Annotated in this window: 22 protein-coding genes and 1 pseudogene; 11 read left to right on the forward strand and 12 right to left on the reverse strand. The window is 68.2% G+C overall.

Annotation, left to right across the window (positions count from 1 at the left end; translation table 11 throughout):
* Positions 1 to 63: 63 nt before the first annotated feature.
* From nosR to nosK, 3 genes are all read left to right on the forward strand, one after another.
* Entirely contained in the window at positions 64 to 1,494 is a 1,431-nt protein-coding gene (nosR, locus tag BG90_RS24295; RefSeq protein WP_010119764.1) for a nitric oxide response regulator c-di-GMP phosphodiesterase NosR, read from the forward strand.
* Between the two features lie 94 nt (positions 1,495 to 1,588).
* Positions 1,589 to 2,749 (forward strand): nitric oxide-sensing protein NosP, encoded by a 1,161-nt coding sequence (gene nosP / locus BG90_RS24300; protein WP_025990318.1) that lies wholly within the window; start codon positions 1,589 to 1,591, stop codon positions 2,747 to 2,749.
* Positions 2,742 to 3,911, forward strand: a complete 1,170-nt coding sequence (nosK, locus tag BG90_RS24305; RefSeq protein WP_010109765.1) for a nitric oxide sensor histdine kinase NosK — start codon at positions 2,742 to 2,744, stop codon at positions 3,909 to 3,911. The genes nosP and nosK overlap by 8 nt, the downstream gene beginning before the upstream one ends.
* A gap of 132 nt (positions 3,912 to 4,043) precedes the next feature.
* On the opposite strand, the gene BG90_RS24310 is transcribed toward nosK, so the two are convergent.
* Both BG90_RS24310 and BG90_RS24315 read right to left on the reverse strand, forming a co-directional pair.
* Positions 4,044 to 4,445 carry a hypothetical protein gene (locus tag BG90_RS24310; protein ID WP_010119760.1) on the reverse strand — a complete coding sequence of 134 codons (402 nt, stop codon included), beginning with the start codon at positions 4,443 to 4,445 and terminating at the stop codon, positions 4,044 to 4,046.
* Positions 4,442 to 5,842: an MFS transporter gene (locus BG90_RS24315; RefSeq protein WP_010119759.1), complete on the reverse strand. Its 1,401-nt coding sequence runs from the start codon at positions 5,840 to 5,842 to the stop codon at positions 4,442 to 4,444. The genes BG90_RS24310 and BG90_RS24315 overlap by 4 nt, the downstream gene beginning before the upstream one ends.
* 108 nt (positions 5,843 to 5,950) lie before the next feature.
* Between BG90_RS24315 and BG90_RS24320 the strand changes: the two genes are divergently transcribed.
* The 8 genes and pseudogenes from BG90_RS24320 (at position 5,951) to BG90_RS31235 (ending at position 15,740) form a co-directional block, all read left to right on the forward strand.
* Positions 5,951 to 6,871 carry a LysR family transcriptional regulator gene (locus tag BG90_RS24320; RefSeq protein WP_010119757.1) on the forward strand — a complete coding sequence of 307 codons (921 nt, stop codon included), beginning with the start codon at positions 5,951 to 5,953 and terminating at the stop codon, positions 6,869 to 6,871.
* A gap of 243 nt (positions 6,872 to 7,114) precedes the next feature.
* Positions 7,115 to 8,026 (forward strand): LysR family transcriptional regulator, encoded by a 912-nt coding sequence (locus BG90_RS24325; protein WP_010119755.1) that lies wholly within the window; start codon positions 7,115 to 7,117, stop codon positions 8,024 to 8,026.
* A gap of 119 nt (positions 8,027 to 8,145) precedes the next feature.
* Positions 8,146 to 8,388, forward strand: a pseudogene (locus tag BG90_RS24330) (HpcH/HpaI aldolase/citrate lyase family protein); the annotation flags it as partial.
* Positions 8,389 to 8,427: 39 nt separating this feature from the next.
* On the forward strand, positions 8,428 to 8,955 hold the full coding sequence (ripB, locus tag BG90_RS24335) for a (R)-specific enoyl-CoA hydratase RipB/Ich (RefSeq protein ID WP_010119752.1): 528 nt from the start codon (positions 8,428 to 8,430) through the stop codon (positions 8,953 to 8,955).
* Between the two features lie 24 nt (positions 8,956 to 8,979).
* The gene (locus BG90_RS24340) at positions 8,980 to 10,311 is read left to right on the forward strand and encodes an acetyl-CoA hydrolase/transferase family protein (RefSeq protein WP_010109751.1); all 1,332 of its coding nucleotides are present in this window, start codon (positions 8,980 to 8,982) and stop codon (positions 10,309 to 10,311) included.
* Between the two features lie 12 nt (positions 10,312 to 10,323).
* Positions 10,324 to 12,042 (forward strand): ubiquinone-dependent pyruvate dehydrogenase, encoded by a 1,719-nt coding sequence (gene poxB, locus BG90_RS24345; RefSeq protein ID WP_010119751.1) that lies wholly within the window; start codon positions 10,324 to 10,326, stop codon positions 12,040 to 12,042.
* Positions 12,043 to 12,535: 493 nt separating this feature from the next.
* The gene (locus BG90_RS24355; protein WP_232288957.1) at positions 12,536 to 13,639 is read left to right on the forward strand and encodes a NucA/NucB deoxyribonuclease domain-containing protein; all 1,104 of its coding nucleotides are present in this window, start codon (positions 12,536 to 12,538) and stop codon (positions 13,637 to 13,639) included.
* Positions 13,640 to 13,721: 82 nt separating this feature from the next.
* Entirely contained in the window at positions 13,722 to 15,740 is a 2,019-nt protein-coding gene (locus BG90_RS31235) for an SMI1/KNR4 family protein (protein ID WP_010119746.1), read from the forward strand.
* Positions 15,741 to 15,990: 250 nt separating this feature from the next.
* On the opposite strand, the gene BG90_RS24365 is transcribed toward BG90_RS31235, so the two are convergent.
* The 10 genes from BG90_RS24365 to BG90_RS24410 all read right to left on the reverse strand — a co-directional run bounded on the left by BG90_RS24365 (position 15,991) and on the right by BG90_RS24410 (position 25,381).
* Positions 15,991 to 16,596: a hypothetical protein gene (locus BG90_RS24365; RefSeq protein ID WP_232239148.1), complete on the reverse strand. Its 606-nt coding sequence runs from the start codon at positions 16,594 to 16,596 to the stop codon at positions 15,991 to 15,993.
* A 463-nt stretch (positions 16,597 to 17,059) separates the two neighbouring features.
* A complete protein-coding gene (locus tag BG90_RS24370) occupies positions 17,060 to 18,628 on the reverse strand; it encodes a hypothetical protein (RefSeq protein WP_010119744.1) in 1,569 nt (522 codons plus the stop codon).
* A 749-nt stretch (positions 18,629 to 19,377) separates the two neighbouring features.
* On the reverse strand, positions 19,378 to 20,319 hold the full coding sequence (sctT, locus tag BG90_RS24375) for a type III secretion system export apparatus subunit SctT (protein WP_010119742.1): 942 nt from the start codon (positions 20,317 to 20,319) through the stop codon (positions 19,378 to 19,380).
* Positions 20,316 to 20,834 (reverse strand): type III secretion protein HrpB7, encoded by a 519-nt coding sequence (locus BG90_RS24380; RefSeq protein WP_041282231.1) that lies wholly within the window; start codon positions 20,832 to 20,834, stop codon positions 20,316 to 20,318. The genes sctT and BG90_RS24380 overlap by 4 nt, the downstream gene beginning before the upstream one ends.
* A complete protein-coding gene (gene sctN, locus BG90_RS24385) occupies positions 20,831 to 22,165 on the reverse strand; it encodes a type III secretion system ATPase SctN (RefSeq protein WP_010119729.1) in 1,335 nt (444 codons plus the stop codon). Before sctN ends, BG90_RS24380 begins: the two co-directional genes overlap by 4 nt.
* Complete coding sequence (sctL, locus tag BG90_RS24390; protein WP_010119726.1) at positions 22,162 to 22,878, reverse strand: type III secretion system stator protein SctL; 717 nt, start codon at positions 22,876 to 22,878, stop codon at positions 22,162 to 22,164. Before sctL ends, sctN begins: the two co-directional genes overlap by 4 nt.
* Positions 22,863 to 23,531 carry a type III secretion protein HrpB4 gene (locus BG90_RS24395; protein WP_041282226.1) on the reverse strand — a complete coding sequence of 223 codons (669 nt, stop codon included), beginning with the start codon at positions 23,529 to 23,531 and terminating at the stop codon, positions 22,863 to 22,865. Before BG90_RS24395 ends, sctL begins: the two co-directional genes overlap by 16 nt.
* On the reverse strand, positions 23,528 to 24,379 hold the full coding sequence (gene sctJ / locus BG90_RS24400; protein ID WP_045568560.1) for a type III secretion system inner membrane ring lipoprotein SctJ: 852 nt from the start codon (positions 24,377 to 24,379) through the stop codon (positions 23,528 to 23,530). The genes BG90_RS24395 and sctJ overlap by 4 nt, the downstream gene beginning before the upstream one ends.
* A 2-nt stretch (positions 24,380 to 24,381) precedes the next feature.
* Complete coding sequence (locus tag BG90_RS24405) at positions 24,382 to 24,798, reverse strand: type III secretion protein HrpB2 (protein WP_010109721.1); 417 nt, start codon at positions 24,796 to 24,798, stop codon at positions 24,382 to 24,384.
* A gap of 13 nt (positions 24,799 to 24,811) precedes the next feature.
* Positions 24,812 to 25,381: an HrpB1 family type III secretion system apparatus protein gene (locus tag BG90_RS24410; protein WP_010109719.1), complete on the reverse strand. Its 570-nt coding sequence runs from the start codon at positions 25,379 to 25,381 to the stop codon at positions 24,812 to 24,814.
* Positions 25,382 to 25,546 lie beyond the last annotated feature (165 nt).

A 25,546-nucleotide genomic window follows, 5' to 3' on the forward strand; every position in this document is an offset into this window, starting at 1 on the left:
ACTATGCGAACGGCTCGCTTCGCCGATATCCAGGAAAAAAGAGCGATCGGGAGTGAGGGCACCATGAACGAGCGAGCGAAAGCAGGCAATCCTTCGATATCGACAGAGCGCAGCGAGCCCGCCGGGGAGGACGAGGCACGACCGACGCAAGCGGCGAGCGGCGCGCACGCCGACGCGCCGGTCGTGCTGCTCGTCGACGACGAGCCGAGCGTGTTGTCGTCGCTGAAGCGGCTGCTTCGGCCGAAGCGCTATCGCGTGCTGACCGCCGAAAGCGGCGAAGCCGCCCTTGACGTGCTGGCGGCGAACGCGGTCGATCTGATCGTCTCCGACATGCGGATGCCGAGCATGAGCGGCGCGGAATTGCTCGCGCGGGCGCGCGAGCGTCGTCCCGACACGATGCGCATCCTGCTGACCGGCTATTCGGAAATCGATTCGGCGGTGCGCGCGATCAACGAAGCCGCGATCTATCGCTACCTGACGAAGCCCTGGGACGATCACGATCTGCTGCTGACCGTCGAGCAGGCGATCGAGCAGCAGCATCTGCGCGGGGAAGCCGCGCGGCTCGACGCGCTTTTGCGCGCGCAGAACGACGCATTGCGCGCGTTCAATGCGGGGCTCGAAGCGCAGGTGCAGGCGCGCACCGAAGAAGTCCGCCAGACGATGCTGTTCCTCGAAGACGCGCAACGCGACCTGAAGCACGACTTCGCCGCGATGGCTCAGGTGTGCGCGAACATGATCGAGCTGCGCTGCGGCGCGCTCGGCGGCGAATCGCGGCGCGTCGGCGAAGCCGCGCGCAACCTGGCGCTCGCGCTCGACATGAGCGGCTGGCAGGCGCAGGAGCTGTTCTTCGCGGGCCTGCTGCACGGAATCGGCAAGCTGTCGCTGCCGGACGAACTGCTGCGCAAGCCGCTCGACCGGATGACGCCGGAAGAAAGCCGAACCCATTTCGAGCATCCGCTGCGCGCGCAGATGGTGCTCATGCCGGTCCAGCAACTGAGCCGCGTCGCGCACGTGATCCATCATCAATACGAGCGGTTCGACGGCCGCGGCACGCCCGACGGACTCGCGGGCAACGAGATTCCGCTCGGCTCGCGCATCCTCGCCGTCGCGCGCGACTTCGAGGCGCTGTGCAGCGGCGGCATGTTCAAGCGGCCTTACACCGTGCAACAGGCGACGGCGGTGCTGGTCTCGCAGGCCGGTCTGCGCTACGACGCGCGGATCGTCGACCGGTTCGTCGCGCTGTCGAAGGAGCCGCCGGCGCTCGACCGGCAGGCGAGCGTGTCGCGGATCAGCGCGTCGCAGTTGAGGGAAGGAATGCGGCTCGCCGACGATCTTCGCAACAGCCGCGGCATCCTGCTGATGACCAAGGGAAGCGTCGTGTCTTCTCATCAGGCCGCGCAGGTGCGGCGTTTCGAAGCCGCCGAAACGGCGCCGTTCGCGATTCTCGTTCATGCGGCCGGCGGCGCGGAACGGTCGTGCGGCATGTTCGGTTGACGCATCGCAGCCGCGCGCCGCGGCGATCGACGCAGGCGCGCGGCCACGGAGACATCGGTTCGTTCGAGGCCGTTTGACGAAGAGGAGACCTGTCGTGACCTTGTTGCCATCCGCGATTCCCGCGGTGCATTCGACGCAGGCGGACGCGCGCGCCGCCGTGCGGGAAATTCATGCGGCGCTCGAAAGCTGCGACGCCGAACTGGTGTTGTTCTTCTGCTCGAGCCATTTCGATCTCGATGCGCTCGCGGACGAAATGCGCGAGCGGTTTCGCGACACGCGCGTGATCGGCTGCACGACCGCGGGCGAAATCGGACCGGCGGGCTACTGCAACGACAGCCTCGTCGCAGTCGCGCTGCCGCGCGCGTCGTTCACCGTCGAGACCGCGCTGCTCGAGCATCTGCAGGCGTTCACGATCGCGCACGGTCAGGCCTGCGCGCTCGACGCGCTGCACGATCTGGAGCGACGCGCGCCGCGCGCGAACGGCGCGAATCCGTTCGCATTGCTGTTGATCGACGGGCTGTCGGTGCGCGAGGAGCCCGTCACGCGCACGCTGCAAAGCGCGCTCGGCGACATACCGCTCGTCGGCGGCTCGGCGGCCGACGATCTGCGCTTCGAGCGAACCGCGATCTTCTACGAAGGGCGCTTTCGTGACGATTGCGCGGCGCTGATCGTCGCATCGACCATGCTGCCGTTCCGCACGTTCAAGACCCAGCATTTCCGCTGTGGCGACGAGCGGCTCGTCGTCACGCAAGCGGATGCGGAGCGCCGCACCGTCAGCGAGATCAACGGGTTGCCCGCCGCCGACGAATACGCGCGGCTGATCGGCGCGCGCGTCGAAGACCTCAGTCCCGGCCATTTCGCGGCGGCGCCCGTCGTCGTGCTGATCGACGGCACCGATTACGTGCGCTCGATCCAGAAGCTCAATCCCGACGGCAGCCTGACGTTCTACTGCGCGATCGAAGAGGGCCTCGTGCTGCGCGTCGCGCGCGGGCTCGACCTCGTCGACAATCTGCAGGCGACGTTCCGCGGCCTGCGCGATGCGCTCGGCGAGCCGCAGCTCGTGCTCGCGTGGGATTGCATCCTGCGTCATCTCGAAATGATGCAGCAGGGCACGCGCGACACCGCCGCCCGGTTGCTGAAGGCGAATCGCGCGGTCGGCTTCAGCACCTATGGCGAACAGTACGGCGGCGTTCACGTGAACCAGACGCTGACGGGCATCGTCTTCAGTCATCCGCCGGAGTCCGAACGTGCCTGAGTCGCGCCTCGTCGACGATGAATCGGCCGACATTCCGTCGCTGAAGAAGGAGATCGTGCGGCTGAACAAGATCGTGCGCTCGCTGATGGATCGGGCCGAGCGCAGCACGATCGTCTGCGGATCGGATTTCAGCCTGTTCCAGATGGCGGTCACGCTGGAGGACCAGGTGCGGCATCGCACGCGCGAGCTGGAAGCGGCGCTGCACGAGAACCAGAAGATCATGCATGCGCTGCAGCGCACGCAGACGCTGATGAAGCAGGAGATCGACGAACGGCGAAGGACGCAGGCGGAGCTCGAGACCGAACGCGAAGCGCAGCGTCATTTGATCGAGCAGCTTGCGCAGGCGCACGGGAAACTGCTGCAATCCGAGAAGCTCGCGTCGATCGGCCAGCTCGCGGCGGGCGTCGCGCACGAGATCAACAATCCGATCGGCTTCGTCGATTCGAATCTGCGCATGCTGAAGACGTGGGTGAGACAGTTGCTCGACGTGATGGCGCTGCAGGACACGATGTTCGGCGAGCTCGGCGGCGACGCGCGGGCCCGCCTGCGCGCGGCGCACGAAGCGGCCGATCTGGATTATCTGCGCGGCGACATCGGGACGCTGATCGACGAATCGATCGAGGGCGCGTCGCGCGTGCGGCGGATCGTGCAGGACCTGCGCGACTTCTCGCGTGCGGGCAGCGAGGAATGGAGCTTCGCCGACATCCACAAGGGCCTGGAGGCGACGCTGAACGTGGCGCGCAACGAGCTGAAGTACAAGGCGGACGTGGTCAAGGATTACGGCGAGCTGCCGCCCGTCGAATGCATGCCGTCGCAGTTGAACCAGGTCGTCATGAATCTGCTGATGAACGCGGTGCAGGCGATTCCCGAACGCGGCACCATCACGATCCGAACGCGCCGGGAGGGCGACGGCGTGACGATCGCGGTCGAGGATACCGGCGTCGGCATGCCGGCCGACAGGCTCGCGAAGATCTTCGATCCGTTCTTTACGACGAAGCCCGTCGGCAAGGGAACCGGGCTTGGGCTATCGGTTTCGTACGGAATCGTCGAAAAGCACGGCGGCAGGATCGCGGTCGACACCGAGCCGGGCAAAGGGTCGTGCTTCACGATCTGGCTGCCGATCGTTCGTCAGCGGACCGAGCCGGCCGCTTCGGCGGGATAGCGTCGGTCTTCTTTCGGCGGCGGTTGCGTCGTTCGACGCGTGCCGACGATGCCGAATGCGTCGGCGGCGCCGAGAGGGCCGTGCCTTGTCGAGCGACGGGCTTGAATCGAATCGCCGTCGCCCGGCTTCGCATCATCTTTCCGAGACCGGCGTTTCATGCAGATGGCGCCAGACGATTCGCGACGATGAGTCGTATTCGAACACGGCGGTCGACCGTCTCGCAATCGAACGCCCTTCGCCGTCGGTCTGGGTTTCCCGATAGCCGATGACGGCGCCGCCGCGCCACGCGCAAATCTGTCGCAACTCGTCGATCTCGATGCGCAGCCCCGGACGTTTGCCGTGTCCTTGCGAGAACAGCGCATTCAGCCCGGTGCGGTCGAGCAATGCGCCAGGCAAGGCGATCATCGAGAAATGCGGGGAAAAGCGGCTCAGCAATGCACCGAGCCGGTCGAATTCGGCTTGTCCCGACAGCCATCGTTCGATGTCGACGTGCGCGTCGATGACTTCGCGAAAGTACGGGTTCGTTTCATTCATGATCGATTTGAGGGGGAGTCGATGGGAAGAGCATGACCGGCCGTCGCGCGGCGCGAGCCGAGCCGTGCGACGAGCGGCAGCGGCAACAGCGTCAGCAGCGCGCCGAGCGCGAAGCACTGTCGATACGGCAGCAGCGCCGGGCCATTCGCGCCGAACGACAGCAGGAAATTGAGCACGCTTCCGAGCACGGCGACACCCAGGCAAAAGCTCAACTGCCGATTGATGTTCCATAGCGCGCTCGCTTCGCCCATCCGGCCGGCCGGCACGTCGAGGAACGCGGCGCTTTGCGATGCGCTCGTGCAGAGGCTCGCGCCGAAGCCCATCGCGCCGAAGGCCAGTACGCGGCCTGCATCGTGCGCCGCGAGCGGCGTCGCGAGCAGCACGATGCCGATGCAGTCGATTGCGATCCCGCAGACGAACAGCGGCTTCGCGCCGATCGACGGGAAGGCGCGGCGCGTCGTCGCGATCGCGGCGAACGACGCGGCGGCCCACGGCACCATCAGCGCGCCGGTTTGCGTCGCGCTCAAACCCAGTTCGTTCTGCAGATAGAGCGACGCAATCAGGTTCACGCCGGTGAAGACGCCGGGTACGCACAGATAGATCACGATCCCGGCGCGCAGCAGCGGCTGCGCGAGCAGCGCAAGATCGAGCAGCGGCGCAGCCGAGCGGCGCGCGTGACGGACGTATGCGAAGCCGGCGACGCCCGCGATGGCGAGCGAAACGATCGCCCAGACCTCCGAGCCGCGCTGGCCCGCGAACGTCAGACCGAGCAGCAACGAGACGAGCGCGGCCGCGCTGACGCCGAGCCCCGCCACGTCGAGCGCGGGCGGTCCGCCGTGCTCGGCGTCGGCGGGCAGCCACGCAAGCGCGAGCGCGCACGACATCGCGGCGAGCGCCAGCATGCCGGCGAATATCCCGCGCCACGACGCATGATCGACGATCACGCCGCCGAGCGCGGGCGACAGCGCGGGAACGAGCAGCGCGACCATCATCACGATCGACGTCAGATGTGCGCGCGCTTCGCGCGGATACGCGCGATAGGTCATCGCCTGGCCGACGGGAATCAGCAGGCCGCCGCCGAGCCCCTGAACGAGCCGCGACGCCAGCAGCGCGCCGATCGACTGCGCGCTTGCCGCGCCGGCGCTGCCGAGCCCGAACGTCAGCAGCGATGCCGCGAGCACCCGCCGTTCGCCGAAGCGGCGCGCGAGCCAGGTGCCGAGCGGGATCACGACGGTGAGCCCGAGCATATAGAGGTTGCCGATCCACGCGAGCTGCGCGACCGATGCGCGCAGCTCGCGCTGCAGCGCCGGATAGGCGGCGTTGATCGCGAACATGTTCGCGAGGTCGATCGAGAAGCCGAGCAGATAGACGACGGCGATGCGTGAGCGAGCGGACATGGGAACGGCCGATGAGATCAGGCGGCGTAGTGTAAAGTCCGCGATCCGCGGCAGTCAGTCCGATTGCCCGGATAAACTGATCGAAAAATTTTGACAATCGAGGGCGCCATGGTGAGCTTGGATCGTTTCGACGTGTTCCGCGCGGTCGTGGAGGCCGGCTCGTTCACGGGCGCGGCGAACGTGCTGAATCAGGCGCGGGCGGCCGTCAGCTTCAACGTCAAGCAGCTGGAGGCCGAGCTCGGCGTGACGCTGCTCACGCGAACGACGCGGCGCGTCGCGTTGACGGAGGCGGGCGAGCGCTTCTACAAGCGCTGCTTGCGCGTGCTCGCGGAAGCCGAAGAGGCGATCGACGAGGCGCGCGGCGAGCACGGCGGCATGCGGGGCAGCTTGCGCGTGACGTCGACGGTCGAATATGCGCTGAAGGTCGTCGCGCCGGCGCTGCGCGAGTTTACGAGCCAGCATCCGGCGCTGCGGGTGCGGCTCGAGACGCACACGTCGCAGGCGGATCTCGTGCGCGACCGCTTCGACGTCGCGATCCGGCTCGGCCGCTTCGAGCAGTTCCAGGATTTGCCGTACCGGGGCGTATGTCTCGACACGTATGACGTGCGACCGGTGGTGTCGCCCGCGCTGCTGGCCGAGCGCGGCGTCGTGCGAATCGAGTCGCCGGACGCGCTCGCGCGCTTGCCGCAGCTCGGACACAGCCGCTTGTCGCAGGTCGCGTCCTGGCTGCTGCGCGACCGAGAAGGCCGCGAGCACGTGTTTCGGCCTGCCGCGAAACCGCAGATGGTCGCGGACAATGCGTCGGTGCTGCGCGCGTTCGCGCAACAGGGGAGCGGCGTCGCGCTGCTGCCGGAATGGCTGGTGCGCGACGATCTGGACAACGGAACGTTGATCGACGCGCTGCCGGATTACCGGTTTCCGCCACAGAGCGTGTACGCGCTCTATCCGTCGACGCGGCACGTGCCGCAGAAGATTCGCGCGTGGATCGATTTCATGAAGCGCTACGTTCGGCGGCGTGCGGAAGGCTGACGCGTCGCGCGCCGGATCGGGATGCAATCCCCGTCGCGCGGCCGGTCGAGTCATGCGGCGCGCGCGGCGGCCGCGGCCGGCTTTGACCGCAGCACGATGTTTGCGGCACGGCGTGATCGAGCGCCGCGCTGTTTCGCATACGTCCGTCGTGCCGATTGTGAAAACGCCCGGCGTCGTTCACAATGCCCGACAGTCGAGGCCAGCCTTCGACACATCCGTAGGCTCGCCGATCCGGGAGGGCGCATGCGTTTCGACATCACCGATCTGCGTCTGTTCGTGGCCGTCGTCGAGGCCGGCAGCATCACGCACGGCGCGGGCCGGGTCAATCTCGCGCTGGGCTCCGCGAGCGGGCGCATCAAGCAAATGGAGGAGACGGCCGGCGTGCCGCTTCTCGTGCGCGAGCGGCTCGGCGTGAAGCCGACCGAAGCGGGCCATACGCTGCTGCGCCACGCGCGCGCGACGCTCGCGTCGATGCAGCGGCTGACCGACGATCTCGGCGAATTCGCGAACGGATTGCGCGGCACGGTGCGCCTCCTGACCAACACCAATGCGTTGACCGAGTTCCTGCCCGGTCCCGTCGCGCGTTTTCTTGCACAGCATCGCAACGTGAGCATCGAGCTCGACGAGAAGCTCAGCCACGAGATCGTCGAAGCGCTCGTCGAAGGCGTCGCGGACATCGGCATCGTCGCGGCGGGCGAGGACGTCGGCGGGCTGCAGAGCTTTCCGTTCGCGACCGATCGCCTGTGCGCGGTCGTGCCCGCGTCGCAGCCCGAATTCGCGAGCGCGCGCGACGTGTCGTTCGAGACGCTGCTCGACTACGATTTCGTCGGCTACGCGGCGGGCGCGGCGATCCAGACCTATCTCGAAGCGCATGCCCGCGAGCTGCACCGGCGGCTCACGCCGCGCATCCATCTGCGCAGCTTCGATGCGATCTGCCGTCTCGTCGAGAACGGCGTCGGCGTGTCCGTCGTGCCCGAGTCGGCAGCGCGGCGCTGCAGGCGGACGATGTCGATCAAGGCGCTCGAGCTGCGCGACGACTGGGCGCTGCGCGAAATGAAGGTGTGCGTCGCCGACGCCGACGCGCTGCCCACGTACGCGCGGCAATTGCTCGGCCATCTCGTCGAAAGCGGCAGGGCGTTCGGGCGGCGGCGATAGCCTTCCGATTTTTCGAAGGCTGCCCCCGAAAATGCCGCATTGTCCGGCGCGAATCGGGTGGCGACAATGAGCTCGTCGTTCCACTCAACGAGGCGTATCGAACCATGTCAATCTCCCACGACGCGGCCGCACTCGACGCCGATCTCGCGTTCGCCGTGCGCAACGGCTTTCGCGGCAAAGCGGCGATTCATCCGTCTCACGTCGCGCCGATCAACGCGGCGTTCACGCCTTCGCCGCAGCGAATCGCGTGGGCGCGCCGCGTGATCGACGCGGCTTCGCAAGGTGCGGCCGTCGTCGACGGCCGCATGGTCGACGAAGCCGTCGCGCGCGAGGCCCGGGACGTCCTGGCCGTCGCGCGTTGAAGGCAACCCCCCCGTTCTTTCTTGGACAAGGAGACGAGCATGAGCACGACGATTCCCGCCTATCGACAAATCGGCGACAAGCGTTTTCGCGAGATATCCGGCCTGTATTTCGAGGATTTCGAACCGGGCAACGTCTACGAGCACCGTCCGGGCCGCACGATCACGGACGTCGACAACATCTGGATGACGCTCTTGACGATGAACACGCAGCAGGTGCATTTCGACGCCGAATATGCGGCGAAGACCGAGTGGAAGAAGCTGCTGGTCGACAGCACGTTCACGCTCGCGCTGCTGACCGGCATGAGCGTGCGCACGGTCAGCGCGAAGGTGGTCGCGAATCTCGGCTGGGACAAGGTGAGAGCGACCGCGCCCGTGTTCGCGGGCGACACGCTGTACGCGGAATCGACGGTGCTCTCGCGCCGCGAATCGAAGAGCCGGCCGACGCAAGGGATCGTCACCGTCGAGACGAAGGGCGTCAATCAGCACGGTGTCATCGTGATGTCGTTCGAGCGCACGATGCTGATCTACAAGCGCGGCCATTCGCCGGAAGCCGACGCCAACTATTGAACGTGAACGTCAAGGAGATTCGGGATGCAGAGGAATCAGGACGCGAGGGCCGTCTATGCGGGCAAGCTGACGTCGCCGGACGACGCGGTATCGGCGGTGCGCAGCGGCTCGGCGATCGCGCTCGGCATGGCGATGTCGCAGCCGCCGGCGCTGCTCGCCGCGCTCGCCGCGCGTGCGGAAGCGGGCGACGTCGACGAGCTGCGCGTGTACTACTTCCATGCGGAGGCGTTTCTGCGCGAGACGCTGCTGCGCTATTCGCTGATGGGACGGATCCTGCCGCACTGCATGTTCATGGGGCAGCCCGAGCGCGAGCTCGTGCAGCTCGGCGAGCAGGACGGCGGACGCAAGGTCGTGTTCTTCGTGCCGAATTCGTTCAGCCAGTCGCCGCGGCTCTTCGCGGATCACATCGACGTCGACACGATGCTCGTGATGGTGTCGCCGATGGACCGCAACGGCTATTTCACGTTCGGCACGAACAACGATTACACGAGTTCGGTCGCGCGCGCCGCGCGCCGGCTGATCGTCGAGGTCAATCCGAACATGCCGCGCGTGTTCGGCAACTCGCTGCTGCACGTGTCGGAAGTGGACGCGATCGTCGAATCGAACCAGCCGCTGCCGGAACTGACCCCGAAGCCGAGCGGCAAGCTCGATCGCGTGATCGGCGAGCAGATCGCGGAACTCGTGACGGAAGGCGCGTGTCTGCAGATGGGGATCGGCGCGCTGCCGAACGCGGTATGCGGCGCGCTCGCCGGCCATCGGCATCTCGGCATCCACACCGAGCTGCTGACGCCGGGGCTCGTCGAGCTAATCCGGCGCGGCGTCGTCGACGACAGCCGCAAGACGCTCAACCGGGGAAAATCGGTGTTTACGTTCGCGATGGGCGACCGGGCGATGTACGACTTCATCCACGACAATCCGGCGATCGAAAGTCATCCTGTCGATTACGTGAACGATCCGTGCAACATCGCACGCAACGACAACATGATTTCCGTGAATTCGACGATCGAGATGGACCTGACGGGCGCGTGCAATTCCGAGCACGTCAACGGGCATCAGTTCAGCGCGTCGGGCGGGCAGCTCGATTTCGTGCGCGGCGCATACGCGTCGCGCGGCGGCAAGTCGATCCTCGCATTTCATTCGACCGCGGCGGGCGGGACGATCTCGAAGATCGTCGCGCGGCTGACGGGACCCGTCACGACGCCGCGCACCGACACGCATCTCGTCGTGACCGAATACGGCGTCGCGAATCTGAAGGGCTTGTCGTCGACCGAGCGGGCGCACGCGCTGATCCGGCTCGCGCATCCCGATTTTCGCGACGGCCTGACCGTGCAGGCGCGTCGGCTGCACTTGATTTGAACGGAGGAACGTATGGCAAGCACGATTGCGGATTACCTCGCGCAGACGCTGGCCGCCGCCGGCGTCACGAAGATCTGGGGCGTGACGGGCGACAGCCTGAACGGATTGTCCGACAGCCTGCGCCGCCATGGCGGCATCCGCTGGATGCATACGCGCCACGAGGAGGCGGCGGCCTTCGCGGCGGGCGCCGAGGCGGCGGAGACCGGCCGGCTCGCCGTGTGCGCGGGCAGTTGCGGGCCCGGCAATCTGCATCTGATCAACGGCCTGTTCGATTGCCATCGCAATCACGTGCCGGTGCTCGCGGTCGCCGCGCAGATCCCGTCGACCGAGATCGGGCTCGGCTATTTTCAGGAAACGCATCCGCAGGCGCTGTTCAAGGAGTGCAGCCACTACGTCGAGCTCGTGACGAACGCGTCGCAGTTCCCGCGCGTGCTCGACCGTGCGATGCGCACCGCGATCGGCGAGCGCGGCGTCGCGGTGATCGTGCTGCCGGGCGACGTCGCATTGAGCGCGGCGCCCGCCGAGAAGCCGTCGTGGTCCGAGTTCTCGGCGCCGGCCGCGACGCCCGGCACCGCCGATCTCGACCGGCTCGCCGATCTGCTCAACGGCTCCGACGCGGTCACGCTCCTGTGCGGCAGCGGCTGCGCGGGCGCGCACGACGAGGTCGTCGCGCTGGCCGACGCGCTCGCGGCGCCCGTCGTGCACGCGCTGCGCGGCAAGCAGCACATCGAGTACGACAACCCGTACAGCGTCGGCATGACGGGGCTGATCGGCTTCAGCTCCGGCTATCACGCGATGCATGCGTGCGACACGCTGCTGATGCTCGGCACGGATTTCCCGTATCGCAACTTCTATCCGGCGCAGGCGCGGATCGCGCAGGTCGATCGGCGTGCGTCGGCGCTCGGCCGACGCGCGCCGCTCGACATCGGCGTCGTCGGGGATGTCCGCGCGACGCTCGCCGCGCTGCTGCCGCGCATCGGGCGCAAGACCCGGCGCGATTTCCTCGCGCGCGCGCTCGAGCACTACGCGTCCGCGCGCAAGGGGCTCGACGAGCTGGCAAGACCGTCGCCGGCCGGGCGGCCGATCCATCCGCAATATCTGACGAGCGTCGTCGACGAGCTCGCCGACGCCGATGCGATCTTCGCGGCCGACGTCGGCACGCCGACGCTGTGGGCGGCGCGCTATCTGACGATGAACGGCCGCCGCCGGCTGCACGGGTCGTTCAATCACGGCTCGATGGCGAACGCGCTGCCGCAGGCGCTCGGCGCGCAGGCCGCGCATCCGGATCGGCAGGTCGTGTCGCTGTCGGGCGACGGCGGATTGTCGATGCTGCTCGGCGATCTGCTGAGCGCGCGGCAGCTCGATCTGCCGATCAAGGTGATCGTCTACAACAACAGCTCGCTCGGCTTCGTCGCGATGGAGATGAAGGCGGGCGGCTATCTGGATACCGGCACGGATCTGCAAGAGACCGACTTCGCGGCGATCGCGAAGGGCGCGGGCATATATGGGCTGCGCGTGACCGAGTCGGCGGCGCTGCCCGACGCGATCGGCAAGCTGCTCGCGCATCCGGGGCCCGCGTTGCTCGACGTCGTCACGGACAAGCGCGAGCTCGCGATGCCGCCGAAGATCGAATGGGCGCACGCGAAGGGATTCAGCCTGTACATGCTGCGCGCGGTGCTGAGCGGGCGCGGCGACGAAGTGCTCGAACTCGCGCAGACGAACCTGCGGTGACTGGGAGGGACGGCTTCGCGCGGAGCCGCGTCGTCGATGAATGCGCGACGGCGTGTCCGCGCATCGATGCCGCGTCGGTCTGCCGAGCCCGACGGCGGAATCCGCCGTGCGAGCGATCGCGAGATCGCGATGCGCGATTCGCGGGCGACTGTGCCTGCCGAATGCCGGCATGAAAAATCGTTATCGGTCGACAAAGAAAATTCAAAAAGGCCGATTCGATCGAAAAATACGTGACGGCGTGATTCCGTTCAAATCGCGTCCGGCGTGATGGCCGATTCACTCCGCACTCATTCGGGTTGTCATTTCAAATTCGTCAACTATCCGGACCCATGTTCGGCAAGCCGTGCATTGCGGAAAAATATGCCGCCGCACGATGCAATCCGGAATATTTACATTCCTGACAAAGCTAACAGTTCTATTTCAATCGAATGAATCGTTAAATTCGGGACGCAACAAAAATTTCATTTCGATTACTTGTTAGTCAGGAGGGGATGTGAACCATCGAACCCGGTTGGGCCGGCTGTTCGCCGGCGCGGTTTTGTGCGCGGTTGCAATGCAGGCGCACGCCGAAAGCGCCACCGACGTGTCGCCGATCTGTACGACCGTCGCTCACGAAACGACGACGAACGCGTTGCTGAGCCGCGGCGCTTACTGCCAGAAATCCGATTCGTTCGAATACGTGGTGCGCGGCGATCAGAACAACGAGGTCGGCCGCGTGGGCATCGAAGCGTATGCGTATTCCGACAATCCGTCGAACCAGCTCGCATGGACGCTCAAGTTCCGGTTTCGCGCGCGCGCGATCTCCGGCAATCCGGGCGGCGTGATGATCAAGCCCGTCGTCGAATGCGGCTCGGCGTGCACGGTCGCGCCGAACGCGGGCGTGCCGCTCGCGATGGGCGGCCTGTCCGGCGAAGTGTCGGTGACGATCACGCCAAACATGGGCACCGACAATCCGTTGTTGATCCGGCCTTCGATCGAGTATCGGGTCGTCAAGACGGGGGATTCGTTTGAGAACGGCCCGAGCATGGATTGGTACGGCGGCATGGGCTACATTCCGAACATCCGTTGTGACGTCGGGCTCGCGAAGAGCAGTACGCAGGGCTGCGTCTATCCTGACGCGCCCGCCGTGTTGCGCACCATCACGACCACGAACCCGGACGTCGACGAATCCGCGATCCATATCCTCGAGGCGCAAGCGGCCGGTCGCCCGGGCAAGTTCGTCCTGCTGGGGGACGGCACGATTTTCCCGGACAAGTCGAAATCACGCCCGCTGACGCGTACGCGCGATGCCGATTGGCGACGTCGTAACCGCAGCACGTCGAAGGATCAGTGCATTGCACAGTACGGATCGGTAAAGGGCCAATGCACGTTCACTGGCGATCCGGACGAAACGCCTGCCGACTGCGACTGCGATGAATACCCGTTCGCCTCGACGCAAGAAGGCGCGCGGGACAACGAGGTGTCGGTCAAGCGCATCGACGCGAGCGACAATCGACGCGCGGGCGCATTCCTCGGCAACTTCTATTTGAACCAGCGCGTGCTCGATAATGAAGAGTTCTACCTCGACGTAGATTCTCAGGCCGCGCTCAAGCGGTAACTCACGCAAGGAAATTGGCACCGACGATGTCGCGGTTCGCAGATATGCATGCGAATCGCGGCATCGTAGATGAAGGACCCTCATGAGCGAACACGCGAATTTTCCTGCCTGGCTCGATCAAGCCTACGACCAATGTCGATGGGCCGTCCCCGGCGCGATACAAAGCGAGACGGTGTTGATCGAGGACGCATTGCTGCGCGTCGCCGCGATCGACGTGATCGCCCCCGACGATGTGCCGCCTGTTGCGCTCGCCGCATCCGAGGGCTATGCGCTGCGCGCGGCCGACACGGCGGACGCATCTGGTCGCAATCCCGTCGAGCTCGACGTCGGATCCACCCTGCGCATGCTGACGTCGCGCGCGGGCAGTCCAGCCGCGCGCGCTATCGGCGCACACCAAGCGGCCGAGACACCCGCATATTTCCCATTGCCGGAGAACGCGGATGCCATTGCGCCGCGGTCCGGACATCAGATCGCGTATCGGGACGACAGGCCATGCCTGCGCCTGCAGGGCCCGCTGTCGGCGGGCCATCACGTGATCATGCCGGGCAGCGAATGCCGGAAGGGGGACGTGCTGCTCCCGAAGGGCGAGCGGATCACCGTCGGGCGGCAGGCCATGCTGATCGCAGCGGGCGTGCGCGAAATCGTCGTCGCGAAGCGGCCGCGCGTCGGCGTCGTGATCGCCGGGTACGATCAGGTGCCGCCAAGCGACGTCCGCGAGCCATGGCAACGGCCGGACACGAGCGGTCCGTATATCCGCGCGACGCTGCGGCGATGGGGATACGACGTGCCGCCCGTCGAATATCTCACGCCGCCCGACATGACGCGGCCGTCGATCGACGTGCAGCAGGACGAATACGCATTCAAGGTGAAGCTGGTCGAACTCGCGCAGCGCTACGACCTGATCGTCGGCGCGGGATTGCCGGCGGTGCCGCCGTTTCGGAACCGGGGCCTGAATGCGCAGATGATGTATTCGACGGAGCGGACGCTCGTTGAAATCAAGCAAACGCCCGCCGGGCGCTTCAATTTTGGTCGGAGCGACGATCGCTCGCCGCCGAAGCGGACGACGGTTACGCTGACGAGACCCGATGGCACGCCGCGTGGGACGCAGGCGCTGACGTCCTACGATCAGGCGACGCTGATCAACCTGCCGGGCCATACGAGCGCGGTGGCGATGTTGATGCATGCGATCATGCCGCGCGTGCTCGATTTGCTCGAGCATGTCGCGATGCCGGGACCGAATTGGGAAACCGGCGTGATCGCGCACGACGTCGAACGCAATGCCGAGCGCCATGAAATGCACTGGGGCAATCTGTGTCGCGGCGCCAACGGCGCACCGCTGGTCCGGCTGCTGCCGTTTCAAGGCGACGGGCCGATCCGCGGCGTCGCTCACGCCGATGTGCTCGTCGCGATCCCGGCAGGGGACGGGCCGTTGTTCACCGGCAGCGCGGTGCAGTTCCTGCGGCTCGATCGCGTCGGGCCCGATGCGCCGCCGGTCGACACGCCGCCGGTCGCCGCCGGCACGGCGTCGCAGCCATTGCAGGCGGCGGCGGCCGCCGCCGTTTCCAGCCCTCTCGCTGCGAACGGCGATCTTCGCAATACCTGGAAGCAGCTCGACGACTGGTTCGCCGCCGATCCCGCCCGCTTGCCCGGCGGGCTGAACGGGCCCGCGTCCGCCGATGCGATCGCGGCATTGCAGGCCGCGCTCGGCGTGACGTTGCCGACCGAGTTCGTCGAAAGCCTCCGGATTCACGACGGCCAGGCGGAAACGGACGCCGTGTTCGCCGACAGCGACGCGCTGCTCGGTGCGCGGGAAATCGTTGCGCAATGGTCGATCTGGAAAAATCTCGTCGCCGGCGGCGATTTCGACGACATGACGTCCGAGCCGGACCCCGGTATCAAGGACGACTGGTACAACCTCAAATGGATTCCGTTCACGCATGACGGCAGCGGCAATCACCTGTGTCTCGATCTCGATCCCGCGGAAGGGGGCGTCGTCGGACAGGTGATTCGGGTCTGGCATGACGACTCGGTGCGCGAGCGCGTCGCGCGGAGCTTTGCGGAATGGCTCGCCGGCGTGGCGGACGAGCGGGGTGCGCGCTGACGGTTCGATCGACGTGCCCGGGACGTTCGTCGAAGTGACCGTCGAGCAGCATCGATGGGCGGCGCGGGCGGATGCGGCAGGCTTCGCTCGATGTCGCGTGGCGCATCGCCCGCCGCTTCCGCTTCCGCTTTCGCCGCCCACCTCGATGCGGATGGTCGACGCTCCGAAGGTGCGCGCCGGCACGACGGTTCAATTCGAGAAGAACGTCGCGAGCGTGAGCGGATGCCTCACGCCGCTCGTGTCGTTCGCGTCAATCGCGCTTCGGAGAAGGCAGCGTCTCGAAGTCGTTGTGCAGGCTCGCCGTCGCGCGCGATGAGATCTGAGGGTCCGGATGCTGTCTGGCCGTCTCGAAATCGCGCGCCGGGCCGACGGTCATCGACGCGGCGGCGTTGATCGCCGATCCGAACGCGGTGACGGCGCCGTCGCGGTATTCCCCGGCCCGCAGATGCTGCTGCGCGTCCCTGCCGAACGACGCGCTTTCGGCCAGGTGCGCGCCGGTGTGCGTTTGCGTGCCGTCGTGGATGCCCTGCAGGTTGCCCAGTACGCTGTCGTGCGACCGCTGCGTGATGCCGAGCCCGTTGTCCTGCAGCGTCGAGCTGACCTGATGCACGGCCGCCGAATAGTAGGTCGCATTCGGGTGCGACGCATAGGCGGCCGCCTGGTTCGTCACGTTCTCCCGGCGCGTTTGCGGCGTCGACTGTCCGCCGAGACTCTGCAAGCCGCGCAGCGATGCGTCGCCCGTCGGCCGCTCGCTCGACCGCCGGGTCGACTGCGGATTGCCGCTCGACGACGGCGACGAAGTGGATGAGTAGCTGTCCAGAGGCGTTGTGCTTCCACCGGTGACTTTGTTTGGCATGGCCGATACCTTCGATCAAGAGGAGGAAAAAGGGCGTCGTGCGCGATGGCGCTCGGCGTCGAGGTCGACGGGCGGCCGGCCCGTCGAAACCGCATGACGGCGACTGTCGGTCGATGTGCTGATGGTGCGCGTTGTCGCGGAGCGCGGCGTCCGGATGCGCGAAGCGAGTGACGCGAACGCGAAACGCGCGGCGGACGGATCGGGCAGCGGCGCGATGCGAGGCGGGCCTGCGTGACGCAAGCTTGGCGGTTCGCCGCGCGCTTCGCGTTCGTCGCGGCGAGGTGCCGGCGTGGTCCGCGTCGCCGGTTAGGCGGTTCGCCGGATCTCCGGTTCGCCTCTGCCGCCCGTGCCTTCGCGGACCGCTCGCGCGGCGCGCGGTGCGCCGCCAGCGTCGTTCGCCAGCGCTCGTTCGCCAGCGTCGTTCGCCAGCGTCGTTCGCCGTCGCTCATTCATCGCCGCTCGTTCATCTCCGTTGCAGCACGGTGCGCATCGCCGTGACGTCGTCGGGCGAGCATTCGCCCGACGCCGTCCGCTCCGCGTATTTCCGGCCGGCGTCCGTCGCGCGCGCGTGCGACGCCGCCGGATCGTTGGCGAGGCCGATCTCGATCCGGCGCACGATCAGGCTTTCGATCGCAAAGCGCGCCTCGCCGCTGCGCATGCCGAGATCGCGCATCAGGTGGTACGCGTTGACGAGGTCGGCGTCCTTGCCGATCGCGTCGCGAAGCGCGCGCTTCTTCTGCGCCGTCGATGCATCCTTCGCGTGGATGTCTTCGTGGAATGCGTGCAGCTTCGCGTTGCCTTCGCCGGCGAAGCGGTCGATGCCGCGCTCGACGATCGACATCGCATGCTTTGCCGTCAGGTCCGCCATGTCGTTCTTGTTCGTCGCCGACTTCTTCTCGTTGATCCAGCGTCCCGGAAAGATCTTGCCGAACAGCTTGCGGTCGGCTTCGAGCCGGCCGTTGTCCTTCTGCACCGCATGCACGGCCGCGATCGCCTCGTCGGGCGTTTCGTCGTCGATCTCGCTCGTATCGAACGTCATGCGGCTCGTCAGCGCGTTGCGGTCGATCTCGCGCGCCTTGTCGTTGCGCATCCGCTGCTTGAGGCCGCGCACGCCCTTGCCGATGTCGAGCGCGTTCATCAGCCCGAGCGCGAAGCCCGCCTGTTTCGTCGCGATCGCGGCCGCGCCCGCCGGCGCGGCGGCGAGCCCCTGCGTGCCGGCGATCAGCGCGGCGCCCGATGCGATGCCGAGCGCGTTGCGGCCCAGCTCGTATGCAGCGCGGTTCATCCGCTTGCCGGCGACTTCGTGGCGGATGTACATCGTCAGCAGCACGTCCTTCGCGTGCGCGCTCGCCTGCGCGAGCTCGGGGCTGTCGTCCGCCGCGAGCTTCATCACCTTGTCGAGGTCGTAGCCGAATGCTCCGTTGTGATCGCGCGTGAGGATCAGCCTGTCGAGGCGTCTTGCGTCGCTGCCGACGGCGGCGTCGCGGAACGTCGCGACGTCGCGATCGAGCATCGCGGATAGCTGGCGATCGTAGCGCCGGCGCTTGCGCCACGACGCGAACATCGCGTGACCGTTCATGCCCGCGCCGACCGTTTCGTGCGCGAGGCCCGATCCGAGCGCGCCGATCGCGAGGCCGGTCGCGATTTCACCGTGATGATTCGCGGCGGCGGAGTTGAAGATCGGCGCGAGCGGGCGGATGCCGTTCGTCTCGGCGAGCGTGAAGCCCGGCTTGCTGCGGTCGTACGCCTGGCCGGGCTGGCGCTCGGGGCGCGGCACGTGGAATGCGTCCGGGGCCGGCGGTTGTGGCGGGGTGGCTTGCCGCGTCGCGGTCGGCGGTATCGAGATAAGCGGGCGAGGCGGATCGGTCGGCTCGACGGCGGCGGGCGCGACGGGCGTGCCGCCGCCGGTGGGAGCAGACGCGTTCGAGGTCGGCGACGATAACGGAGGCGGCGTGTCGTTGCCGGCGAAGCCTGCGGTATCGTGCGCGTCATGATGCGCATGTTGCATCGACGATCGCTCGCCTTCGTGCATGTCGATGCGCCACGACGATGCGTCGAACTGCAGCGGCGGCCATTGCAACGGCGGCAACCGGGGCGCCGCGTCGCTGCCGTCCGGCGATGCGTTGCCGTGTGCGTCGCGCGTTCGGTCGAGCGGCGGCGATTGCCGGGCGTGGCCGATGTCGCCGAGCGAAATCGGCTCGCTCGAAGAGCGCGGCGAGAGGCGCGGCGTTTCATCGTTTCGGGGCTGGCGTGTCGTTTCGCGGGCGCTGCGTAGCGGGCTGTGCGAAAACGGGCTGAGCGAACGTCCCGGTCCTCGATCCGGCCGGCTCGGCGATCGGGGCGGTGGGTCCTGATCCGGACTGCCGGCGACGGCGGACTGCGGCGAACGCTGAACTGACCTGAACATGGCGACATGCCTCCTGAACGGATCGGGGAGAAGCGAAACGACATTGGCGGGACGACGTGCGTCGCACGTGCGATCCCGGTCCCATCGCCGGCGGTGCGGCTCGGGGCTTCCTGCCGCCGGCCGGACCGGATCCGTGACGGCGCCGCGCCGGGCCGACGTGCATGGCGGTTGCCGATCGGACGACCGGGATTCCGCTTCACGCCGCCGGGATCAGCGTAGGGCGCGCGGAGCCGGCGATCGCATTGCGCTGCGAAGCCACCGAGCGTCGCGCGAAGCACTTCGCGAGGCTTCGCAGCCGGATCGATTGCGTCCGGCAAGCTGACATCGATCGCGCGCTTCGCCTGATGCCGCGCCTGCCGGCATCAATCCCAGAGTCAGCGAACGGACGTTATGCTGGTGGCGCCGAAGACGCCTGGAGTTCGTGGAGCTTCTGAAGGCGCTGAAGCACCCGAAGCACCCGAAGCACCCGAAGCCGCCGCCGCGCCACCCCCCGGCCGCGTGTCCCGCGACGACCGCTCCCCAAGCTGCCTGACCTGCTGCGCGAGCCCGGCGAGCGAGATCTGCCCGCGCATCTCGGTGACGAAGCTGCCCGCGAGCACCGCGACGATCAGCACCGCGACCGCCCCTTTGAGCGGCTGGCTGATCGACATCAGATCGAGCTTCTGCGCCGATCGGGTGACGAACGCGAGGCACAGGTCGATCAGGAGCACCATCACCATCATCGGCGTCGCGATCCGCGCGATCATGTTCATCAGCATGTCGAGCCGCGCTTGCGCGAACATTTCGAGAAGCGGCGCGGGAACCGGATCGAACGATCCGAGCGGCCACCACGCATACGATTCGTACAGCGCGCCGAGCAGGAACATCATGCCGCCCAGCAGCCAGAACGACGCAATCGTCAGCTGACCGAACAATGTGCCCATCAGCGAGGTCTGCGTGCCCGTGCTCGGGTTCTGCATCTGCACGTTATTGAAGCCGGCGACGTCGTCGACGTAGGTGCCGATCGCTTCGGCGGCCCAGAACACGGTCGACGCGGCGATGCCGAGCACGAGTCCGATCACGGCCTCCTTCGTGCAGACGATCACCAGGAACGCGCCGCGCAGTTGCGGAATCAGCGCCTGCTGGCCGCACGCGACGAACAGGCACCAGACCGCGGCCGCGCCGTTGCGCAGCGTGCCTTTCAGCACGTTGTCGGCGGTCGCGGGCAGGATCGTCATGATCACGAGCAGCCGCTCGCTCGACAGCGCGAGCAGCGTGATGAAGCCGATGAATTCGTCGCCCAGGTGCTGCAGCGGAAAGATGTCGTAGATCGTCATTCGCATGCCTCGGTCGACGCTCGCGCGGCCGCGAGCCGGCGCGCGAGCACGCCTTCTTCGATCTCCTCGTCCTGCACGTCTTCCACGGCCGCATCGGCCGCGCGCGCGAGCCGACGGATACGCTCGCGCACGACGTCGATCTGCGCGTCGTTGCGGGCGATCCGGCGTGCGGTCGCCGCGAGCTGGTCGAGCTTCGCCTGCAGCGCGGCGCGCAGGCGCACGCACTGCGCGTCGGCGAGCGCATGCTCGTCGAGCAGCGCGTCGCGATAGCGGCGGCAGGCCGCGTAATCGGCGATCGCGAACGGCGCGCGGCCGGCAGCCATCGCGTCGACGCGCGCCGCATAGCGGCTCGCCGCGTCGAGCTTCGCCTGCGCATGCGCTTCGCCTTCCGCCAGTTCCGCGGCCGCCGCGTCGCGTTCGGCGCGCTGCGCGCTCTGTTCGGCGCGCAGCTTCGCGCCGCGCTGCTCGCGGCGCGCGAGCAGCGTCTCGAACGCGCGTTGCTTTCGATGCTTCATTGGACGAGGACGAGTTCGTGCAGCGCGGCGAGCGTCGCGTCGGGCGGCGAATACTCGTCGGTGCGCTGGTTGAGGAACGTGCGGATCCGGTCGATCTTCGCGACCGCCTCGTCGGCCGCCGGATCGCTGCCCGCCTGATATTCGCCGAGCTGCAGCAGCGTCTCGATCTCGCGGTGCTTCGCGAGCAGCTGGCGCAGCCGGCCGGCCGTGCCGACATGCTCGCGCGTCGTGATCTGCGGCATGATCCGCGACAGGCTGCCGAGCACGTCGATCGCCGGATACTGGTTGCGCGCGGCGATCTCGCGCGACAGGATGATGTGGCCGTCGAGAATGCCGCGCACTTCCTCGGCGATCGGGTCGCTGCCCGAATCGTCTTCGGCGAGCACCGTGTAGAGCGCGGTGATCGAGCCTCGCTCGCCCATGCCGGTGCGCTCGAGCAGGCGCGGCAGCTCGGCGAACACGGACGGGGGAAAGCCGCGCCGCGCGGGCGGCTCGCCGGCCGCGAGGCCGATCTCGCGGCCGGCGCGCGCGAAGCGCGTCAGCGAATCCATCATCAGCAGCACGCGCTTGCCCTGATCGCGGAAATACTCGGCGATCGCGGTCGCCGCATACGCGGCCTTCGCGCGCTCGATCGACGAGCGGTCGGACGTCGCGCACACGACGACGGAGCGCGCCATCCCGTCTTCGCCCATGATCAGCTCGACGAACTCGCGCACCTCGCGGCCGCGCTCGCCGATCAGCGCGATCACGTTGATGTCGCACGACGCGCCGCGCGCGAACATGCCGAGCAGCGTGCTCTTGCCGACGCCGGCGGGCGCGAAGATCCCCATCCGCTGGCCTTCGCCGAGCGTGATCAGGCCGTCGACGATCCGCACGCCGGTCGCGAGCGACGCGTCGACCATCCGCCGCGACATCGGGTTCGGCGGCGGCGCGAGCACGGGGCGCAGCGCGTCGTAGTCGAGCGGGCCGCGTCCGTCGATCGGTTCTCCGAAGCTGTCGATCACGCGTCCGAGGATGCCGTCGCCGACCTTGACCGACAGCGGCCGCCGCAAGCCGATCACGCGCGTGCCGCGATTGATCTCGCCGAGCGTGCCGAACGGCGACAGCAGCGCGACGTTGCGCGTGAAGCCGACGACTTCCGCATGCTGGAGCAGCACGCCCGATGCGCTGCGCAGCTCGCACAGCTCGCCGAGCGTCGCTTCGAGGCCGACGACGCGCACGAGCGTGCCGATCACTTCGAGCACCTTGCCCGTCATGCCGACGGCGGGCTCGATCGCGAGCCGCGCGGCCATCGCGTCGGCGACGCGCGACAGGTCGGTCAGCGCGTTCATGAGCGCCCCGCGTCGTCGAGCGCGCGGGCGAGCGCCGCGCGGATCGCGTTCAGCTGCGTGTCGAGGCTCGCGTCGACGGTGCCGAAGTCCGACTCGCACACGCAGGTGCCGGACGCGACGCGCGGCTCGACGACGACGTCGACCGGCACGTTGCGCCCTTGCCGGCGCCACGCGTCGGCGAGCTGCCCGAACTGCTCGCGCGCGGCTTCGTAATCGGCGTCGCACACGCGCACCGTCAGGTAGCTCGCGCCGGCGACGACGCGCTCGACCGTTTCCGCCGCGCGCGCGAACAGCCCGCGCGCATCCTCGGCGCGCACCATCTGCTGGACGGCCGCCGCGACAAGCTCCGCGAGCCGTTCGCGCATCCGGTCGCGCACGCGCCGTTCCTGCTCGAACGAATCGGCCGCCTGCGCGTGCCAGTCGGCGATCGCTTGCGCGCGGCCCGCGTCGTAGCCGCGCGCATACGCGCTGTCGTGCTCGCGCCGGGCGGCTTCGACGAGCGCGTCGGCTTGCGCGCGCGCGTCGGCGGCGATCCGTTCGGCGTCGTCGCGGGCCGCGCGCAGCACGGCGTCGCGTTCCGTCGCGAGCGCGTCGAGCGCGGCGTCGAGCGCCTGAACCGTCTCGAACGCGTCGCGGCGCAGCACGCCGTGCGGCGCGTCGAGGCAGAGATCGTCGGCGAGCGGAATCTGCCGGTTCTTCAGCCAAAAAGCCATGACCACTCCGGAAACAGCGAAGGCAGGCGCGCGAGCAGCGTCGCGCCGTCCGCGCCCGCCGTCGCGCGTTCGATCCATGGCGGGCGCACGGCGCCGCGCGGCAGCGCGAGGCGCACGACGCGCATCGGGCCGGCCGCCGACCAGACCCGTTCGCGCTCGAACAGGCACCAGCCTTCCCATGCGAGACCGTCGTCGGACAGTTGCGCGAGCGGCGCGATCGGCTCGCGGCGATCGAGGTCGCGCGCGCGGGACGCGTCGGGCAGCGCGGCGAGCGCGCGATAGCCGTCGGCGCCGACCCAGCCGGTGAGCCGCTCGCGGCTCGCGCGGCCGATCCAGTGGCGCAGCTCGGTGCGGCGGAACAGCAGCGCGCGCAGGCGCAGCAGCCGCAGCGCGTCGGCGACGGGCAGCGCGGCGAGGCGGTCCGCGGGCGCATCGAAGCCGTCGAGCGACGGCGACGTAGCCCCAAGCGTGCGCAACAGCAGCAGCGAGCACGACGCGCGCAGCGCGGGCGCGCGATCGCGCATCGTCGCGACGAGCGGCGCGAGCGCGCCGTGCCAGCTCGCGTGGACCCAGTCGGCCGCGCGCCGCGCGTTCGCGTCGTAGCCTGCGAGCCACGCGGCCCGCGCCGCGACGCTCGCGCCGCCGCCGTTCATCGCGCGCCGGCCTGCTGAGGCGCGGCCGCCGCTTTCGCGTCGCCGCCGCCACTGCGCGGCCGCGACCCGAGGCCGCTCGCGCCCGCCCCGCCGTTCTTGCGCGCGCGCCACCACAGCGCGCCGCCCGCGGCCGCGAGCGCAACGCAGACGACGACGGCGATCAGCACGCCGACGAGCGTCGCGCCGCCGGACTTCCGTGCGGGCGGCTGCCCGGCCGACACGAGGTCGATCGGATCGGCGGCGACCGACGTGACGCTCACTTCGTCGTACGTCAGCCCTTCGACGCTATGAACGACGAGGTTCTTGATCTGCGGCGTGAGCGTCGCGAGATTCGCGTTCGGCCGGTACTTGATGAACACCGACGCCGACGACGGCTTCGCGACCTGCGCGAGCGGATCGTTGTTCGGCAGCACGATGTGCACGCGCGCGACGACCACGCCGTCGATCTTCGACAGTGTGTCCGACAGCTCCTGCGACACGCCGTAGATGAACCGCACGCGCTCCTCGGTCGGCGTCGACACGAGGCCGTCCTTCTTGAACAGCGCGCCGAGATCGTCGTAGCGCGTCGCGGGCAGCCCGCGCGCGCGCAGCACTTCCATCGCCTTGACGATCTGCTTGTCGTCGACGGCGAGCGTCCAGGTCTTGCCGCCGTCGGGCGTCTTCTTCTGCGCGTCGACGCCGTTCTGCAGCAGCGCGGCCATCATTTCGTTGCAGTCGCGCTCGGCGAGGCCGCCGTACAGCTCCTGCTGGCAGCCGGCGACGAGCGCCGCGCACGCGAGCAGCGCGGCGAGCCTGGCGGCGCGGCGGCCGTGCACGGCGGCGGAGTTCGGGAGACGGATTCGTTTCATGATCACTGGTTCTTCATCAGCGAGCCGATCGCGTCCTTCGTCGACGTGACGACGCCCATCTTCGCCTGCAGGTCGATCTGCATCGCGGTCGCCTCGGTCGACGCCTGTATCGACGCGGCGAACATCTGGTTCATCGTCAGATCGTCCGCATGCTGGCTCAGGTAGGCGGCGTTGTCGAGCACCTGCTTGATGGCGGCATCGGACGTTTCGACGAGCTTCGAGATGGCAGTGGCGTCCTGCGCATGCGCGACGGGCGGCGTCGGCGCCGCGTTCGACATCAGCGCCTGGAAGCGGTCGGCGACTTCGGCGGGCACGGCGGGCATCGCCGCGGCCGTCGCGCTCGCGGGCGCGGCGGACGCATCGGAGAACGCGACGTCGAGCGCGCGGGTCAGATCGATCGGAGAAAGCGGGGCGTTCATGCGGACCTCCTCGTCAAAGACGCAGATATTGCTGATGCGCGAAGGCGGCCTGCGAATCGAAGCCGCTCGCCGGGTTCGCGGGCGGCGCGTCGGCGGTTTCGCCGTCCGCCGCCGCGACCGATTCGGGCAGCTCCCACACGCCCGTGCGATCCGCGTGCTCCTTCGCGAGCATCACGGCGTGCTGCCGCTCGATCGCGCGCACGAGCGCGACCGCCTGCGCGGGGCTGCCCGCCGCGAGCACCTCGTCGGCGGCGATCCGCCATTGCGGATCGCGCTTCAGTTGCAGCGCGAACGCGAGCAGCGCCTTGCCGTAGATCACGTTCGTCGCGCCGTTCGCGATCTCCGCGAACACGCGCACCGCGTCGTCAAAGTTGCCGAGCGCGACGTGAAGCATGCCGTCGAACATGTCGGCGGCGGGCAACTGCGGCGCGAGGACGCGCAGCGCGTCGATCAGCAGGCCGATGTCGTACGGATCGGCGGCCGGGCCGTCGAGCGCACCGCCGAGCGCGAGGCTCGCGGCGTCGATCAGTTCGTTCAGCGCCGCTTGACTGCATCGCAGATAGGTCGGCCGGGATTCGTCCATGGTGTGCGCTCCGTGTCGCCGCGTCCGCGGCGCATGTCGTTGACGTTGAGGGGGAACAGCGTATGGGCGCAAGGTAGCAGCGCGGCGCGGCCGGGCGGCCGGCGATGCGAAGCGCGCGCGCCCGATGCGAAGCGTCGCGCGCGCTTCGCATCGGGCGGCGCGGCT

Origin of the sequence: Burkholderia oklahomensis C6786 (genome assembly GCF_000959365.1) — a bacterium.
GTDB lineage: Bacteria > Pseudomonadota > Gammaproteobacteria > Burkholderiales > Burkholderiaceae > Burkholderia > Burkholderia oklahomensis.

Excerpts from the sequence above, each read along its gene's own strand:
- nosR (WP_010119764.1), top strand. The coding sequence starts at position 64 with ATGAACGAGCGAGCGAAAGCAGGCAATCCTTCGATATCGACAGAGCGC.
- BG90_RS24310 (WP_010119760.1), bottom strand. The coding sequence starts at position 4,445 with ATGAATGAAACGAACCCGTACTTTCGCGAAGTCATCGACGCGCACGTC.
- BG90_RS24315 (WP_010119759.1), bottom strand. The coding sequence starts at position 5,842 with ATGTCCGCTCGCTCACGCATCGCCGTCGTCTATCTGCTCGGCTTCTCG.
- BG90_RS24320 (WP_010119757.1), top strand. The coding sequence starts at position 5,951 with ATGGTGAGCTTGGATCGTTTCGACGTGTTCCGCGCGGTCGTGGAGGCC.
- BG90_RS24325 (WP_010119755.1), top strand. The coding sequence starts at position 7,115 with ATGCGTTTCGACATCACCGATCTGCGTCTGTTCGTGGCCGTCGTCGAG.
- ripB (WP_010119752.1), top strand. The coding sequence starts at position 8,428 with ATGAGCACGACGATTCCCGCCTATCGACAAATCGGCGACAAGCGTTTT.
- BG90_RS24340 (WP_010109751.1), top strand. The coding sequence starts at position 8,980 with ATGCAGAGGAATCAGGACGCGAGGGCCGTCTATGCGGGCAAGCTGACG.
- poxB (WP_010119751.1), top strand. The coding sequence starts at position 10,324 with ATGGCAAGCACGATTGCGGATTACCTCGCGCAGACGCTGGCCGCCGCC.
- BG90_RS31235 (WP_010119746.1), top strand. The coding sequence starts at position 13,722 with ATGAGCGAACACGCGAATTTTCCTGCCTGGCTCGATCAAGCCTACGAC.
- BG90_RS24365 (WP_232239148.1), bottom strand. The coding sequence starts at position 16,596 with ATGCCAAACAAAGTCACCGGTGGAAGCACAACGCCTCTGGACAGCTAC.
- BG90_RS24370 (WP_010119744.1), bottom strand. The coding sequence starts at position 18,628 with ATGCACGAAGGCGAGCGATCGTCGATGCAACATGCGCATCATGACGCG.
- sctT (WP_010119742.1), bottom strand. The coding sequence starts at position 20,319 with ATGACGATCTACGACATCTTTCCGCTGCAGCACCTGGGCGACGAATTC.
- BG90_RS24380 (WP_041282231.1), bottom strand. The coding sequence starts at position 20,834 with ATGAAGCATCGAAAGCAACGCGCGTTCGAGACGCTGCTCGCGCGCCGC.
- sctN (WP_010119729.1), bottom strand. The coding sequence starts at position 22,165 with ATGAACGCGCTGACCGACCTGTCGCGCGTCGCCGACGCGATGGCCGCG.
- sctL (WP_010119726.1), bottom strand. The coding sequence starts at position 22,878 with ATGGCTTTTTGGCTGAAGAACCGGCAGATTCCGCTCGCCGACGATCTC.
- BG90_RS24395 (WP_041282226.1), bottom strand. The coding sequence starts at position 23,531 with ATGAACGGCGGCGGCGCGAGCGTCGCGGCGCGGGCCGCGTGGCTCGCA.
- sctJ (WP_045568560.1), bottom strand. The coding sequence starts at position 24,379 with ATGAAACGAATCCGTCTCCCGAACTCCGCCGCCGTGCACGGCCGCCGC.
- BG90_RS24405 (WP_010109721.1), bottom strand. The coding sequence starts at position 24,798 with ATGAACGCCCCGCTTTCTCCGATCGATCTGACCCGCGCGCTCGACGTC.
- BG90_RS24410 (WP_010109719.1), bottom strand. The coding sequence starts at position 25,381 with ATGGACGAATCCCGGCCGACCTATCTGCGATGCAGTCAAGCGGCGCTG.